The sequence below is a fragment of the Maledivibacter halophilus genome (assembly GCF_900167445.1).
GTDB lineage: Bacteria > Bacillota > Clostridia > Peptostreptococcales > Caminicellaceae > Maledivibacter > Maledivibacter halophilus.
Genome location: NZ_FUZT01000008.1, coordinates 146,760 through 164,742 on the forward strand (window position 1 = coordinate 146,760; position 17,983 = coordinate 164,742).

The window sequence follows — 17,983 nt, forward strand, 5'->3', positions numbered from 1 at the left end:
TATAGTGTCAGTTTGAAGGCACCCACTCGGGTGCCTTAGATTAGTTACTATTTATCGTCATCATCAACAACTTCATAATCTGCATCTACAACATTATCGTCATCTTTCTTTTGAGATTGCTCCTGAGAATCTCCAGCTTGGCCTTCACCTTGAGGGCCCTGACCTTGAGCTCCCTGGTACATCTTTTGAGCCAATACATGGAAGGCATTTGTAAGCTCTTCGGTTCCCTTATTGATTTCTTCTACATTATCTCCTTCTAAGGCTTTCTTTAGAGCTTTTAGCTTTTCTTCTATATTTGCTTTTTCATCACCAGAAACTTTGTCACCATGCTCTTTTAATGCTTTTTCAGCTTCATATACTAGAGAATCGGCCTTATTTCTAGCTTCAATAGCTTCCTTTTTCTTTTTATCTTCTTCAGCATGCTTTTCAGCTTCCTGAACTTTTTTCTCAATCTCATCATCAGTAAGGTTTGTTGATGCTGTAATAGTAATATTTTGTTCCTTACCAGTTCCTAAGTCTTTAGCTGATACATGTACTATACCGTTGGCATCTATGTCAAAGGTAACTTCAACCTGTGGTATTCCTCTAGGTGCTGGTGGAATTCCAGTAAGTTGAAATCTTCCAAGAGTCGTATTATCCTTTGCCATTTGTCTTTCACCCTGAAGAACATGAATGTCAACAGCAGTTTGATTGTCTGCAGCAGTTGAAAATATTTGACTCTTCTTAGTTGGTATAGTAGTATTTCTTTCAATTAGCTTTGTAAATACTCCACCTAAAGTTTCAATACCTAATGATAGGGGAGTAACATCAAGTAATAATAGATCCTTTACTTCACCAGTTAAAACTCCAGCCTGAATTGCAGCTCCTAGAGCAACACATTCATCGGGATTAACACCCTTGTATGGATCCTTGTTTAATATATTTTTTATAGCTCTTTGAACAGCTGGTATTCTAGTAGAACCACCAACTAATATAACTTTATCTATATCAGAATGTGAAAGATTTGCATCTTTCATAGCCTGTCTAGTAGGTTCTAATGTAGCTTCAACTAAACTTGAAGATAGCTGCTCAAATTTTGCCCTTGTTAAATCTATATTTAAATGCAGTGGACCTGCTGCTGAAGCAGTAATAAAGGGTAAATTAACATTAGTAGTTTGCACAGATGATAATTCTTTTTTTGCCTTTTCTGCAGCATCTTTAAGTCTTTGAAGTGACATATTGTCCTTACGCAAATCAATTCCATGCTCTTTCTTAAATTCTTCAGCTAAGTAGTTTATAACGACTTCATCAAAGTCGTCACCACCTAGATGATTGTTACCCTTAGTAGCTAAAACTTCAAATACTCCATCTCCAAGTTCTAAGATAGATACATCAAAGGTTCCACCACCCAAGTCAAAAACTAATATTTTTTGACTTTCATTTTCTTTATCAACACCATATGCTAAAGAAGCAGCTGTAGGTTCATTAATAATTCTTCTAACATTTAGTCCTGCTATTTTACCAGCATCCTTTGTTGCTTGCCTTTGACTATCAGTAAAATATGCTGGAACAGTAATAACTGCATCTGTAACTTTTTCCCCAAGGTAACTTTCTGCATCGGATTTTAATTTCATAAGTATCATTGCAGAGATTTCCTGAGGAGTATAATCCTTATCATCTATTTTTATTTTATAATCTGTACCCATATGTCTTTTAATTGACATTATTGTCCTATCAGGGTTTGTTATAGCCTGTCTTTTAGCAGTTTCTCCTATTAATCTTTCTCCTTCTTTTGAAAATGCAACGATTGAAGGGGTTGTTCTATTACCTTCTGCATTAGGTATAACTACAGATTCTCCGCCTTCCAAAACTGAAACACATGAGTTTGTAGTACCTAAATCAATTCCAATGACCTTTCCCATGTTTTTTTCCTCCTTAAACAATTGTATATTTTAGTTTTTAAAATTAACTTAATACTAATAAGAAATAATAATTAGAATTAAGAATTAAGCTAATTATTTTGATACAATTACCATACTAGGTCTAACAACCTTTGAATTTAACATATATCCTTTTTGAAGAACCTTGGTAACAATATTATCATCAATACCTTCGCATTCTTCCTGCATAACTGCATGATGAAAATTGGGATCAAATTCTTTTTCAAGGGCCTCAATTTCTTCTACACCATGCTTATTTAATACATCCATAAGCTGCTTAAGTATCATTTTAATTCCATCTAACATTCCATCTGATTCATTATTCTCTTCACCTGATTCAATAGCCCTTTCAAAATTATCTATAACAGGTAAGAGATCCAAAACTATTTTTTCACATCCAAACTTATAGATATCATTTTTTTCCTTTTCAAATCTTCTTTTAAAATTTTGAAAATCTGCTGAAAGTCTCATGTATCTATTTTTATAATCTTCCAGCTCTGCTTTTACAGCTTCAAAATCCTTGTTTTCACATTGATTTCCCTGTATCTCTTCTTGATTTTCCATTTCTTCTTTCGTAGCATCTAAATTGCTATTTATATCTTGATTCATTTTTTTTTCATCTTTTTCTTCCTTAGTTTCCATTCCCTTTTCCTTTATTGTATTTTCCATTTCGTCACCCACCTGAATAAATTCTTTGATAATTAATAAATTTTATATTTAAATAAATATGAATTAATTTATAATTGAAACAGTTGTAATAATTTAAAGTTAAGATAATTACATATGAAATCATTACCCTTAATTTAGTTGTTTTGACAAATATGTTTTAATTCTAGCTCTTTAGAGTTTTCTAAACTAGATATTGCAGGTAATTTTCACAAGAGATAATTATGCAATTTCCTAAATTAATACTACTAATATATTGTGATTTTATTAGTTTAATTGCTTTCCTCTAAGTATTAAATTTATTCTAAGGATAGCCTGGGCTATTTCTCCAGCTTTTTTTAATGCACTTGTTTTAACATAAGTTGGATCAAATATTTTTTCTACAGGCATTTCTTTAATAGCTCCACTTTCAAAATCTATTGATAGAAATTTTTTATCCTCCAACCTAGTGGCAGTTATTATTTTTTCCATAATCTCTAGAGAATTAGATCCACTATTCTCTATCATCTGATAAAATGGCTTTTTAAGTGCTTCTATAACACAGTCAATGCCATATTTCTCCATTCCATTTATATCTTCTCTATATTTTTTTAATAAACATGAAATATAAATCTCTAAAGCCCCACCTCCTGGAACAACCCCATTTTTCAATGCAAACTGAAGAGATGCAGCAGCATCTTTAGCTATTCTTTCTTTTTCTCTGGTTATTTCACCAGTTGATGCAGCAATAATTATAGTGGCATAGGGTTTGCCATGGCCATTTTGAATTGCTATTTGCTCCTTTTCTAAGTCATAAACCACTCTATCAGCTTTGCCACAAGAACCATTTAAAACAGAAACATCTTTATTTAAAGCAGATTTTTTTAGAATTTTACAGCCACAATGCTTAGCTACTTTTATTAATTGACTATTTAAAACCCTATCAGCAATAGTAACATTACCATCTAAAAGAATCTGCATTGCCATAGGATTTATTCCTCTATTACATATGAGCAAATCAACTTTCATATTTACAATCTTTTCTGCAAATTCTTTAATCATTTCAACATTTTCAAAATAATTGTTCAAACCAGCTTCAGTTGCTAAAAGCTCTTTTTTATTTTCCTCTACATCTAAGGAATCATCTAGTACCATAATTTTAGCATCATTTAAAACACCATCTTCAAAATAATTTAATGGTTTTTTATCAATAACTACACCACTAATCACTTCATTATTTGTACCCTCGAAGGCTTCGATACAATCAGAAAATTTAAAACTATCATTACTTAGCACTTCATTTCCAATAATTTGGGCAGCACTAAAAACCATATCTGAAATCTCTTTATCTTCCCTAGCAGATATATATGCCACTTCTTTAAGTAAATGATAATTATTTTCTGTTATAATTATTTTTTCAGCTTCAATTATTTCTATAGATTTCTCAATTCCCTTTTTTATCCCTTGGATAACTTTATGTATAGGAACACCCATATCAACCATTTTAAGAGCTTCATCAAGTAATGCTCCAGCTAATACAGTTAATGTAGTAGTACCATCTCCTACTTCCCTTTCCTGCCCCATAACCCCATTGATTAACAATCTAGCAGCAGGATGGGTGGTATTTATCTCATTTAATATTGTTACTCCATCATTCGTAATAATAGCATTTCCATAATCATCTACTATCATGCAGTCCATTCCTTGGGGTCCAAGGGTACCCTTAACAGCTGACACAACGGAATTTATTGCATCAATATTGTTTTTAAGGGCTGATAACCTCAGCTCAGTTTTGTCAAATCCATTATCATTATTCTTCATTTTATACCCTTTCATATATAGGATTTACATAGCAAAACTTAATTTATACATGTACAAATACTCAACGCTTTTGAGAGTTTTGAACATGTATAAATTAATAACTTCCTATTATTTTCTCTTAAAACAATCTTTCTAAAGAATGTTATTATCGATATTATTAGATAATGTATTTGTTAAATAATTTAAAACAGCTATAATTTTTGAATAATCCATTCTTGTGGGTCCTATAACTCCAACTTTTCCAATAATCTTTCCATTTAATCTATATGTTGCAGTTATAATGCTACAATCATTTATTTCATCAATTTTATTCTCACTTCCAATTTTTATGCTCATATCTTCATTTGAATCATTTTTTAGCAAATCATAAACCAATTCTTTCTTTTCTAAAGCTGCAATAAATTTTTTAGCCTTATTTATATCAGTATACTCCGGCAAATTAAAAATGTTAGTTATACCATCTAAATAAATTTCACTCTCGCCTAAATCTTCTAAAGAATTTTGAAGCGTTGGTATTATTAAATCAATAGTTGTGCTATATTCAATTAATTCTCTCTTTATATTAGTAATAATTTCATCATCTAAATAAGCAATTGTTTTTCCTTTTAATTTGTCCTTTAGCAAATTAGACACCTTATTTAAAACATTTTGAGAAACATTGCTTATTCTTAAAATAACATTTTTTACAACTCCGGTGTTTGAAACCAATATTAATAAGACTTTGTCACTGTCAACTTGAACCAGTTTAATATTTTTTAGTTTACTGTTTCTAAATTGTGCAGACAAACTCATGGAAGTTAAATTAGTAATTTGAGATAATATTTTAGATGTATTCTTTATCATGTCATCGATTTCTACAATTTTATTTAGGAGCAAATCCTTTATAAATTTTTTTTGTTTATTCTCTAGCTCATATTCTCTCATCAAGCTATCAACATAAAGCCTATAGCCTAAATCTGATGGTATCCTGCCTGAAGAAGTATGGGGCTGAACTAAATACCCTAGTTCTTCTAAATCAGACATTTCATTTCTTATTGTGGCTGAACTAACACCCAAATTATATTTTTTAGCAATAGTTCTAGAACCAACTGGCTGAGCTGTGCAAATAAAATCATTTATTATAGCTTGTAATATTTTTAGTTTCCTTGCAACTAAATCCATATTACCACTCTCCAATTGTTAGCACTCTCTTTAATTGAGTGCTAAAACATTCTTGATTTTAAGTTAACACTTAATTTTGATTTTGTCAATATTATTTTTGAAATTTCTATAAAGATAAATAACTTTAAGGTTTAATAAATTATAGATAACAATGTTGTTTATCTATAATTAAATTATTATAGTGAAATAAATTTTAATAGTCATTTTACAAAAATTCTACGAATACTTGATTGGAAACATCCACCCCATACTTTGTTAACATAATATGATTATGGTCAATCGTAATAAGCCCCAACTTATCTAATTTTTCAATCTTGTCCCCATATACTTCAAAAATTGATTTGTTGAATCTGTCTTTAAAATACTGTATTCCTAGTCCTTCTTTCAATCGTAAATTAAGAAATACAGTTTCAGTCATTTCATCTTCTTTAGTTTTTGGCTCTTTAGTAACAACTGGATATTTATTATTTTTTATACTATCAATATATTCCCATATATTGTTTGTATTAGCATACCTACATGCATTCAAGTAGGAATGAGCGGATACCCCAAGGCCTAAATAGTTCTTATTATTCCAATAAATTAAATTATGTTTACACTGATATCCTGGCTTAGAAAAATTCGATATCTCATATTGATTTATACCATTACTATTTAATAATTCGATTGCTAAATGATACATATTTCTATCCTCATCCTCATCGGGCAAGTTTAATTTGTCCTGATCAAATAATCCCTTGAAAACAGTTCCTTCTTCAATCTTTAAGGAATATGCCGATACATGTTCAGTATCCAGTTTTAATATTTCTTTAAGGGTTTCTTCCCAATCACATGAGGTTTGATTTGGAAGTCCATATATTAAATCAACATTTATGTTTTTAAAACCTATATTCCTTGCCAAATAGTAATTCTCAAGAAAATCCTTTTTTGAATGTATTCTTCCAATAAATCTTAATATATCATCGTTAAAGCTTTGAAGACCCATACTTAATCTATTTATACCCAAATCTTTATAAATTTTAAGTTTTTCATCAGTTAATGTTCCGGGATTTGATTCTATAGTAAATTCTGGATTTTCAGATATATTAAAAGCTTTAAATATTTCATTTGTTATTTTATCAATTTTTTCAGGTTTTAATATGGAAGGTGTTCCTCCACCAATAAAAATAGTTTCAATTTTATAATCCGATAAATTATCTGAATACATTTTTATCTCATATAATAATGCTTTAACATATGAATCTATCATCTCGTCATTTTGACTATAGGAAACGAAATCACAATAATTACACTTTTTAATGCAAAATGGTATGTGCAAATACAATCCTATTGACTTCATAATAATACCTCCTTATCCATATAGGCATTTGTAGTTCTAAGCATTCAGTTATTTAGAATAAATTTAGTCACCCTCAAAGGGTGACTTGTTTTTAGAAGAAATTTCATGTCTAAAATAAAGTGAATTGTCTAATTTTCATCATACTTAAGAACTGATAGAAAAGCTTCTTGGGGAACTTCAACACTACCTAGCTGTCTCATCTTTTTCTTTCCTTCTTTTTGTTTTTCTAATAACTTTCTTTTACGGGAGATATCTCCACCATAGCATTTAGATAGTACATCTTTCCTCAAAGCTTTAATTGTTTCACGGGCAATTACTTTATTTCCTATAGAAGCTTGTACTGGTATGGCAAACATATGCCTAGGAATTACTTCCTTCAGCCTATCGCAGATCATTCTTCCTCTAGAATATGCTTTACTCTCATGAACTATAAGGGAAAAAGCATCTATAACTTCTTTATTCAACAATATATCCAATTTTTCTAATTTGGATTTAACATATTCTTTAAACTCATAATCTAAAGAACCATATCCCCTTGTTTTAGATTTAAGAGCATCGAAAAAATCATATATTACTTCATTAAGAGGAAGCTCATAGTTTAAGATAAGTCTTCTATCATCTATATATTCCATATTTATCATATTGCCTCTTCTCTCTTGACAAAGCTCCATTACATTTCCAACATATTCATTAGGTATCATTATTCTTGCATCGACTACAGGCTCCTCCATGTATTCAATTTCACTTTGCTCCGGTAAATTGCTAGGATTTTGAATCATTAAGACTTCACCATTAGTCTTTGTAACTTTATATATAACCCCAGGTGATGTTGTTATAATATCCAAATCAAATTCTCTATCCAGTCTTTGCTGTATGATTTCCATATGAAGTAATCCTAAAAATCCACATCTAAAACCAAATCCTAAAGCCACTGAAGTTTCAGGCTCAAATTCTAGAGCAGCATCATTTAATTGGAGCTTTTCTAATGCATCCCTTATATTTTCAAATTTCTCTCCCTCAGCAGGATAAATACCACAATAAACCATTGGAGTGGCCTTTTTATAGCCAGGTAAAGCCTTGTCACATGGATTATCGGCCTTTGTTATTGTGTCTCCCACTCTACAATTTTTCACATCCTTAATACTGGCAGTAATATATCCTACATCTCCAGCCTTTAGCTCATCTACAGGTCTTGGTCCAGGTGAGAAATAACCCACCTCATTAACCTCAAACTTTTTGCCTGAAGACATCATCATTATTTCATCTCCATCTTTCACAGCTCCTTCTTTAATTCTTACATAGGCAACCGCACCTTTGTAACTATCATAAAAAGAATCAAAAATAAGGGCTTTTAATGGTGCATTTTCATCTCCTTCTGGCTTAGGAACATACTCTACTATTGCATCCAACACCTGCTCAGTATTTAAACCTTCTTTTGCTGATATAAGAGGTGCATATCCAGCTTCAATTCCTACAACATCTTCAATTTCCCTTTTTACTTCATCAGGTCTTGCGCTTGGCAAGTCTATTTTATTTATAACAGGTATAATTTCCAGATCTTGATCTACAGCTAAGTATACATTGGCTAAAGTTTGAGCCTCTACTCCTTGAGATGCATCTACAACCAATATAGCACCTTCACATGCTTCTAGGCTCCTGGATACTTCATAGGTAAAATCAACATGACCAGGTGTATCTATAAGGTTCAGTATATATTCTTCTCCATTTTTATTGTATACTAGTCTAGTGGCCTGAAGCTTAATAGTGATGCCTCTTTCCCTTTCCAAATCCATATTATCTAATATCTGTTCCTTCATTTCCCTTTTTGTAAGCAGACCAGTTTTTTCAATCAATCTATCAGCTAAGGTAGACTTTCCATGGTCTATATGTGCAATTATACAAAAATTTCGTATCTTGCTTTGACGGTTTTGCGACATTGAATCTACTCCCCTTCTCAAAATATATAGCTTATGCTTAAATTCTACCAATTTATTTTAGCAGCTTTTTTATTCTCTACAAAATTTCAATTTATAAAATAATCTTTATAAATTATAACATAATAAAATACGGTAGTACAATACAAAAGCGTCTAACAACGCTTTTGTATTTCTAAGTTCTCTTTTTAATTTTAAGTTCTATGGTTTAACTCATTCTTTTAGGATATTTTTTTAAAAAATAAAGCCGAATTCACTTCGACTTGGTGGAATTAATAACGCTATCTATTAGTTTAGTAACAACTTCTCCTTTATCCTTTGCAAATCTTTTCAAATTATTTATTCCATACTCAGTTATTTCTATTATGTCTGCAACTAAAATTTCTATTTTCTCCGTATTAACTAGGTATTTATCTCCACAAAAAATTAATTCTATATTTTTATCATCAAATTTATTATAGCTAAAAAAACTTGTATCCCCCATAGACATCATGCCACGATTAGTTTCATCTACAATTTCTAATCCTATGTATAATAAGACAATCAAAAACACAAAGGAAAAAAGCCTTAAGAAAAATCTTTTTGCCCTTTTCATTCTACTTTCTCTTTTAATTTTTTTTCTTTCTACTCTATTCATATTTATCACCATTAATATTTTTGACACATAAGAGTTTTTTATTCCATAAAAAAGCAAAAAGAGATTTCAAAATAGAAATCTCAATTTTGCCAAATTAGAATTATGGAATTTCATCTATAATACATGCTTTTAAAGTCTAACTTACTTAGGTGGCCCCTGAAAATCTCTAAAGCCCTTATAATCAATTGCTCTTTACAACGAATTTTCTTAAAGCTTGGTTAATCACTTGACTAAGATATGCCGCTGTTCTTTCTGCTTCATATATATTATTTGCATTATTTCCTATTTCAAATAAAATATAATAATCTGACTTATATTGATTAAGCTTGTATTTGAAGGATTTTGATTCTTTTAAAATTATTTTTGAAGCAAATCCGGGATACATCTCGTCACTGATAGCTTTAACAAAATATGCAAAACGCTTCAATTCTTCTAAATTTTCATTGCCTCCACCAATAACCATTGAATATGTTGCAACCTTTTCTCCATTTATCTCTACTAAGTTTCTTTCTCTAATAGCTTCATAATCCTTTGTAGCTAATTCATCAATATTATTTATACCATCTCTATGTACATCAAAAACAACCTTCAAACTCGGATTATTCTTTAGATTTTTATTTAAGGTCTCCAGTGACCGAACGTATGACCCTTCATAAGAAGGATAGTCATGCAATGTATCATCATGGATAACTTTAAATCCAGCATTTTCAAGATTATTCTTCATTAGTTCTCCGATACGCCTAACCGTATATTTTCTATTTAAGGAATGATAATTCCCTACTTTTTCAGGACTATAGGATTCTGTACCATGGGTATGATAAATGAAAATCAGTGGTTTATCAGCCTGATGCTGAATTTCTTTTGGTGCTGGAGCAGGTGTACTCACTATTTCCACTTCATTAAATAAACCTTGATTTTCATTATTCTGATTACTATTTTCTTCATTATTTGCATCTTGTGGATCCATATTGATTACTTGTATATCATCTTCATAAAGATTATTCTCTTCATAGGACTGGCTGCCGCTATTTGTAGGTTTTTCTTCTGATTCATTTATATTTTCTTTGGCAATAAATATATCATGGCTGTCATAATCTTCACTATGGGGTAAGTCATCATCCAATTGTATATGACTTTCGAAATCTTTAATCAAAGGTATTTGAGACTTTATTAAGGATTTTGGTTTATTATAGTCAAAATTTATTTTATTTGCCAATAGGCCCTTTACAAATGAAGTAGTATTTTCTCCTCCACTTTCTTTAAAATTAATCTCAAGTATGGACATAGATTTATTCATTATATGAAGAAAAAAACTTTCTTTTAATTCTTCTCTTTCTTTAGTATCATTACTTATTTCACTTTCAGCCTGGGCAACTATAACCTCATTGTTAACAAAAAAAATGTTTAAAGTTAAAGCTATCATCATTATTGTAATCAATATCAACAGGAAACCTACAATATCGTAGTCTTTCTTTCTTTTGTCCATCTATTTCCCCCTCACTTCCCTTTTCTCTAAGTTGTATTTCTAAAGTTAGCTAATAAGTTGCACTAATAAAAGGAAATATTAAAAAACCCTAATATAAGAACTAGCACAACGAGTTCATCGGTTCTAAAGTATCATAATTATAAAAAAATATATAAGATGTCCACATCTATATAGCAAAACAAATTAAAAGGTGGACATTGTTCCATTATAATTATATGAATATATAAAGGTTTATATGATGAATTTTATGCTTAGTGTAGATATCTATTTACATCTTTAAGATCTATACCGGGATGTAAAGCGATATTTATTCCATTGGCAATAATTTGAGATATATCAGTAATAATTTTATCTATTTCCTTTGTAGTGACAATAACATTGGCACCATAAGGTTCTAGAACCTCTTTGATCAAAGAATATTTTTCATCATCCTTCATGGCTTCAAGTAATTTGAAAAAGCCCGACCCTTTTTCAGAATGGCTTTTTAAAGCTTCTACAACCATGCTGATAGTATCATTTGCCATTGTTGCTGCATCTACTACAGTGGGAACACCAATTGCTATAACTGGTACTCCTAAGGTCTCTTCATTTAATTGTTTTCTAAGATTCCCAATCCCTGAACCGGGACTAATTCCAGTAGTGGATATTTGTATGGTTGTACTTACTCTTTCCATTTTCCTGGAAGCTAATGCATCTATAGCTATGACTAAATCAGGTTTTGATTTTTCTACAATTCCCTTTATAATATCCTTTGTTTCAATTCCCGTTGTTCCCATAACACCTGGGGTAATAGCACTAACTGAAACCATCGTAGGATCTTCGGTTTTTTTATACATTTTGAACAAATGTCTTGTTACTAGGATTTTTGATATTACTTCTGGTCCAAGGGCATCAGGAGTTACATCCCAGTTACCTAATCCTACAACCAAAGTACTAAAATTCTTTTTTCTAGGAATCAGTTTAACCAATTCTTTAGCCATAACTTTACTTACATCGTCTTTTAAATCTGCATCGGCGCTTTTAAGACCTCTAGCTTCAACAGTAATATAACTTCCTTTAGGTTTCCCCATTAACTGGCTTCCTCTATCATCTACGACTTTTACCCTCGTTATTTCAATATTATTTTCCTCAGATTTTTCCACCTCCACCCCTGGTATTTCCTGTTTCTTATTTTCTTTGTACAATTCTCTTGTTTCAACAGCTAAATCTGTTCTAATCTGAAACATAATATTCCTCCACCTTTCTATTAATAAACAATATTATAACTAGTCACCTTTTAAATATATTTATGAGCTAATACTATTTTCTCTATAAAACCGTCAATATATTCAAAAAAGAATATTTCTAATCTATAATGGAAATAAAAAGTAATATAAGATTTATTTCTCTTGCATTTTCATTGTAATCATGATAAAATTACACGTGTTAAACAGCAAACGAGGGGGTGAAAAAATTGGCTAATATAAAATCTGCTAAGAAAAGAATTAAAGTTATAGCAAAAAAGACACAAGAAAATAAAAAAAGAAGATCTATGCTTAAAACTTCTATTAGAAGATTTAATGAAGCTATTGAAGCTGGTGATTTAAATTTAGCTACTGAAAAATTTCGTTATGCCGAAAAGAAAATTAATCAAGTAGCTTCTCATAATACTATCCATAAAAACAAAGCTGCTAGAAAAATTTCAATAATGGCTAGACAATTAAATCAGCTAAAGCAAGCTAACCAGTAATAAAATGTTTTTCTTCTTAAACCCCGTCGTCAATCCCGCTGCAAATAAAAAAGCGTACCGAGTACGCTTTTCCGCTTTTTTGAAAATATTTTCTTATCCTTTACAAAATATTGTTATTAGCATTTCTATAGCAAGCTTCGGTGACATCTTGCCTGTCTTAATTTTCCAGTCGGCTTCTAAGGCTTTATTTAATATATCCAATAACTCTTTCTCCGTAAAAGCATTGGCTTGTTTAACATATTTCTTAGCCACATATTGGGGCAAAGATATTTTCGGTGCTATAACACTAGCAGTATATCCTCTATTTACCATAAGCTTAACCCTATTTAAAATTCTAAACTGTCTAACAATCATATGTAATATTCTACCCTCAGGTTCTCCACCTACCAGCATTTGATTTAATACGTCTAATGCCCTATTTCCATTTTTATTTCCAACAGCATCAACTAATATAAAAATATTATTTTCTAAGGGCTTACTCATTATCTTTTCTATGTCATCAATTCCAATAACAGTTTTATCGGCAGTATAATTACATAGTTTTTTAAGCTCATTTCCTATATCGTAGAGGGTCTTGCTGGAGTCCTTTTCTAAATAACCTAAAGAATCAATGATTCTTTGTATATATGCAGCTTTTATTTTTTTATCATTGTCCTTCAAATTTTTATGAATCCATTTTGAAAGATCATCTTTTTTCAATTTAACAAACTCAAGAATTTTTCCATTAGAAGCAATTTCTTTGACAAGCTTTTTCCTTTTATCTATTTTTTCTCCAGCTATAAAAACTAAACATGTAGTCTCAGGTATTTTAGATAAATATTTTATAAGCTTTTCTTCATCCTCATTGCTCAAAGAACCCTTATTTCCGCTAAAAGCCTCCTTAGTCTTTACCATAACAATTCTCTTTTCCCCCATAAAGGGTAAAGTTTCACAAGAGTTTAAAACAATATCCATATTATCGCTAAGGCCATTAAATAAACTAAAATTAAAACTTTCATCATTGGCATTATTAATGAATCTATTCTTTACAGCCTCTACACCTTTATCAATCAAATATTTCTCACTACCATAAAACAAATACACCTTTGCAATATTATTGTCCTTTATATCCTTTAATAAGCTTTTATATGACATATTTCCTCCTTAAGTTTAATCCAAATTATTGAATCATCCTTTTAATTTCAATATTTTCACCATCAGACTCTATTATAACAGCACCGTTTCTATCATTTCTATATATTTTTATTTTTCTTTCCATCAATGTTTGGAGAGTTTCCTTATTGGGATGTCCAAAAAGATTTTTTCCTACTTGAATTACTGCTATCTTAGGATTATAATAATCTATAAATTCAGGCAAGCTGGATGTATTACTTCCATGGTGAGAAACCTTTATTACATCGATATCTCTTCTTGACCCATTAAGAATAGTCTCCCTTTCTCCTTCTTTCTCAATATCTCCTGTAAATAATACTTCAAAATCCTTGTACTTTAAAATACAAGCTAAAGAATTATTATTTATATCATCTTCACTTTTTGAAATCAAATTTGATGATGGGTGAATTGATTCTAGTATAATTTCATCCTCCAACTCAATGGTTTTTCCTCTAGTAAATTCATTTACAGGGATTTTCATTTTTGAGCATTTATTAATAAAATCTTCAAATTCATCAGATGAATATTCCTTTGTCCCTATAATTATAGTTCCTATTTTTATATTTTCAACAATATCTATAATACCTCCAATATGATCATCATGTATATGGGTAATGCAAGCTAAATCTATATGAGTAATCCTATTTTTAAGCAAATATTCATATAAAATACTTTCTTCACTTTTCCCTCCATCTATTAATACTCTCTTGCCCTTAGGAGTTTCAATAAGTATGCAATCTCCTTGTCCTACATCAATAAATGTAACCTTAAGATTATTCTCTTTTATTATTCCTATAAAATTAATAGCAAAAATGAAGACTAAAAAAAGCAATACCAATTTCTCTTTTTTGAGTTTATTAATATAGGGAATTTTCCCCCTATAGAAAAACAATATTAATCCAATATAAAAAATAATAAGGTATAAAACCCTAGGAGATATAATATTAAAGCTGCTAAATGGCAAATATGAGGAAATCGAATTTATACTTATTAATATTTTTATTAATATTCTATCAAAGAAAACAAGTAATCTGGAAATCTTAATATTTATAAATAATGTCACAAAAAATACTAAGCTAATAGGTAGTATAAAACTAATTAATAGAACAACCGGAATATTTAATATAAGTGAAATTAGTGAAAAAGTATTAAAATGATAGGCTATAATAGGTGATGTGCCTATTTGAGCCGACAGTGTAGTTGCAATCATTTTTCCAAGATACTCAGGCATAAAGTTTATTCTTTGGTAAATAGGACTGTAAAAAAGTCCAATAGATATTACAGCTAGGAAAGAAAGCTGAAACCCAACACTAAATATCATAAAGGGATTTACAAAAACATTTATTAAAGATATAAGGGCTAATGCAGCAAATAGATCATATTTCCTATCGATATGGTTTGAAATAACCAATAAAATAATCATAGATGAAGCCCTTATAACCGAAGGAGAAAAACCAACAATAATTGCAAAAAAACAAATTAGAGATAATAATACAAAGGCTTTATAGTTCTCCTTGAGCTTAAAAATCTTCAATATAAAATCCAGAAACATAAACAAAATGCCAAAATGCAAGCCCGATACAGCTAATGCGTGGGCAGTGCCGCTCAATTTAAAGGAATTATATAAATCCTCGTCAATAATTTTTTTATCTCCAAAGACAATACTCAAAGCTATTTTGCCTTCTTCACCGGGAAAAACTTTTGCCGTTTCATTGTATATATAGCTTTTTATTTTATGTCTTATTCTTATAAACAAAGGTAAATCAGATGGTCCCAAGGATTTTATATTGTATTGGTTTATACTTAAAATAGTATGAATATCCTGGGTTTTTAAATAGAGTTTATAATTAAACATTTTAGGATTTCTAGCAGGATCTGGCTCCTTCAGTATACCTCTAACTAAGACTCTTTTATTATTAAACCCTCTACCTTCCTGCTTAAATACCCTTAATAGTGATTTACTCTTTAATCTGTAGGTTTTATTATTGTATTTAATACTTTCTATTCTAAGGATATATGTACTCTTATCTGTCATATCTCTTTGAATACAATCTCCAATTATCTCTACTTTTTTATTTACAAAACTCTTTATTGGAGCATTAATATTAAGTTTATATTCCATGTGAAGACCACCAAAAAGCATCACAGTTGACAATAATAATATCATTGCCATATAACCTTTTTTTGTATCTACTAATACAAATAAGAGTAACATATTTAATGATACAATAGACCAAATAATTTTAAGATTTATTCTAAAATAATACTGAATTATTATACCTAAAATAAAAGCTATTGCTATCCCCACAATAGGTCGTCTATACATAAAAGCACTCCTATTTCTACTTTTTTCTCTCTATTTACAATTCTTTTCATTTTTTTAATTTCCTTCTATTTTTTCGGCAAAAAAATAAATCTAAAGAAACTTTATATAGCTCCTTAGATTTACTTTAGATTCTTTTTTTATATTTTACTTATCTCTTTTTACAAGCATAGCTCCTATAACCCCGGTTATAGGTATAGCTAAAATCAATCCTATACTTCCTGCTAAAGACCGAATTATTTCTGTGGCAATAATATCCATATTAATAATACGAATTAAAGATGTTTCATAGGCCATAAATAAAAGCATTAAAGGAACTGTACTTCCTGTATATGCTAAAATCAAAGTATTTGACATGGTACCCATTATATCCTTGCCAACATTCATTGCTGACAATAATAATTCTTTCATAGATAAATTTTTATTGGCTTTATTTATTTCTTCTATTGATGATGCTATTGACATGCTAACATCCATAACAGCCCCCAATGTACCCAATAATATACCAGAAAATAATAAATCTCTAAAATTAAAATTAACATCCTGAGGAATATAGGTTAACATAACAGCTTCTTCACTGGATAATCCGGTTAATCTAACCTTAGCTCCTATAATAAATGCCAGTACTCCTGCAATTAATACACCTGAAACAGTTCCAAGTATGGCTGCAAGGGTCTTTTTAGATATACCTGATATTATCACCATAGTTACTATGGTGATAATTGAAGATATAATTACTGTAATAATTACCGGATTAAAGCCCTTTAATATCATAGGCAGCAAAACTTTAAAAATCATAAACATTGTAAAAATTAAAGTAACTATCGTCTTTAAACCTTTAGTTTTACCAATTAGTAATAATGTTAATATAAATACGATGATTAAAATAAATATGTAATTACTCCTTACATAATCGGTAATATTTACATCTAAACTACCGTCCTCAATCTCTTCTATATATACCATTACTTTATCGCCTTCTTTAACCGGTATATCATAAATTGGATGTCCTGATTGAACATTTTCTACATTGAAAGTTTGATCTTTATATTTTCCAGTTAATACTTTCAGCTTAACAAATTGAACCGTGTCAATAATTTCTCCACTGGTTTCTTCTTGTAAAACTTCCAGTATCAAAGCCTTTTCATATGTCTCAAGTTCATCTTCTGCATAAACTGAAAAACTAAATACTGCTAATATTAATATAGTTAAAATTAGTATTTTTCTTGCCATATATATCACCTCATTTAATTTTAGTCAACCCAATTATATCATTTCCGTCTTTGAAGTTCCAAGATTTTTCTATCCCATATTTTAAACCCCCTGAGGTACAAGGGGGTTTAAATCTGCTGCTTAGTGATTTAAATATGGCGGTATATTTTTGGGATTTGTATGATCATTTCCCAAATAAACTAAATCAGCCTCTATATTTATACTGTGATTATTTCTGTCATGATTTACTTGAGTATTTTCTATTCTACCATCATCTTGATGATACTTTAAAAATTGAGTCAATACATCCCGTGCATTTTCCACACTTATCTCATTATTATAGATCATCAAGTAGTCCTTTTCTGGCACCTCAAGATACAGCTTATATCTATCCTTCAATTTTATTCTTCTTTCAGAAATACTATTCAGCAATTTTTACACACTCCTCATACTTCCAGATATTATGAATCAATCTTAAAACTTAGTTTATACATGTACAAATACTTAAGATTTTTGAGAGCTTTGAACATGTATAAATTAAAGTCTTTACTTAAATCCCTATAATATTAGAATCATTATTTTACTTGTAAAACTAAAACATAAAATTTTATATCTTTTATATTAT

The 17,983-nt window shown here is 29.9% G+C and carries 14 protein-coding genes; 1 reads left to right on the plus strand and 13 read right to left on the minus strand.

All coding sequences use genetic code 11. The annotated features are described in order from the left end of the window. Positions 1–47: 47 nt before the first annotated feature. The 9 genes from dnaK to gpr form a co-directional block, all read right to left on the minus strand. Positions 48–1,901, minus strand: a complete 1,854-nt coding sequence (gene dnaK / locus B5X81_RS16090) for a molecular chaperone DnaK (protein WP_079493146.1) — start codon at positions 1,899–1,901, stop codon at positions 48–50. Positions 1,902–1,994: 93 nt separating this feature from the next. Next, positions 1,995–2,588 (minus strand): nucleotide exchange factor GrpE, encoded by a 594-nt coding sequence (gene grpE, locus B5X81_RS16095; RefSeq protein WP_244282125.1) that lies wholly within the window; start codon positions 2,586–2,588, stop codon positions 1,995–1,997. Positions 2,589–2,852: 264 nt separating this feature from the next. Continuing rightward, complete coding sequence (locus tag B5X81_RS16100; RefSeq protein WP_170917465.1) at positions 2,853–4,385, minus strand: TCP-1/cpn60 chaperonin family protein; 1,533 nt, start codon at positions 4,383–4,385, stop codon at positions 2,853–2,855. Between the two features lie 132 nt (positions 4,386–4,517). Further along, positions 4,518–5,546, minus strand: a complete 1,029-nt coding sequence (gene hrcA, locus B5X81_RS16105; RefSeq protein ID WP_079493149.1) for a heat-inducible transcriptional repressor HrcA — start codon at positions 5,544–5,546, stop codon at positions 4,518–4,520. A 205-nt stretch (positions 5,547–5,751) separates the two neighbouring features. Then, entirely contained in the window at positions 5,752–6,885 is a 1,134-nt protein-coding gene (gene hemW, locus B5X81_RS16110) for a radical SAM family heme chaperone HemW (protein ID WP_079493151.1), read from the minus strand. Positions 6,886–7,013: 128 nt separating this feature from the next. Next, complete coding sequence (gene lepA / locus B5X81_RS16115; RefSeq protein WP_079493152.1) at positions 7,014–8,822, minus strand: translation elongation factor 4; 1,809 nt, start codon at positions 8,820–8,822, stop codon at positions 7,014–7,016. 250 nt (positions 8,823–9,072) lie between these two features. After that, entirely contained in the window at positions 9,073–9,456 is a 384-nt protein-coding gene (locus B5X81_RS16120; RefSeq protein WP_079493154.1) for a hypothetical protein, read from the minus strand. 181 nt (positions 9,457–9,637) lie between these two features. Then, entirely contained in the window at positions 9,638–10,942 is a 1,305-nt protein-coding gene (spoIIP, locus tag B5X81_RS16125) for a stage II sporulation protein P (RefSeq protein ID WP_079493155.1), read from the minus strand. A 251-nt stretch (positions 10,943–11,193) separates the two neighbouring features. After that, positions 11,194–12,168 (minus strand): GPR endopeptidase, encoded by a 975-nt coding sequence (gene gpr, locus B5X81_RS16130; RefSeq protein WP_079493157.1) that lies wholly within the window; start codon positions 12,166–12,168, stop codon positions 11,194–11,196. Positions 12,169–12,395: 227 nt separating this feature from the next. Here gpr and rpsT point away from each other — a divergent pair, with 227 nt between their 5' ends. Then, entirely contained in the window at positions 12,396–12,671 is a 276-nt protein-coding gene (gene rpsT, locus B5X81_RS16135) for a 30S ribosomal protein S20 (protein ID WP_079493158.1), read from the plus strand. A 93-nt stretch (positions 12,672–12,764) separates the two neighbouring features. Here the strand turns inward: rpsT and holA are convergent, their stop codons facing one another. The 4 genes from holA to B5X81_RS16155 all read right to left on the minus strand — a co-directional run bounded on the left by holA (position 12,765) and on the right by B5X81_RS16155 (position 17,790). Beyond that, complete coding sequence (gene holA, locus B5X81_RS16140; RefSeq protein WP_079493160.1) at positions 12,765–13,805, minus strand: DNA polymerase III subunit delta; 1,041 nt, start codon at positions 13,803–13,805, stop codon at positions 12,765–12,767. A gap of 25 nt (positions 13,806–13,830) precedes the next feature. Beyond that, entirely contained in the window at positions 13,831–16,149 is a 2,319-nt protein-coding gene (locus tag B5X81_RS16145; protein ID WP_079493161.1) for a DNA internalization-related competence protein ComEC/Rec2, read from the minus strand. A gap of 144 nt (positions 16,150–16,293) precedes the next feature. Beyond that, complete coding sequence (locus B5X81_RS16150; RefSeq protein WP_079493163.1) at positions 16,294–17,379, minus strand: YibE/F family protein; 1,086 nt, start codon at positions 17,377–17,379, stop codon at positions 16,294–16,296. Between the two features lie 120 nt (positions 17,380–17,499). Further along, on the minus strand, positions 17,500–17,790 hold the full coding sequence (locus B5X81_RS16155; RefSeq protein ID WP_079493164.1) for a hypothetical protein: 291 nt from the start codon (positions 17,788–17,790) through the stop codon (positions 17,500–17,502). Between the last annotated feature and the right edge of the window lie 193 nt (positions 17,791–17,983).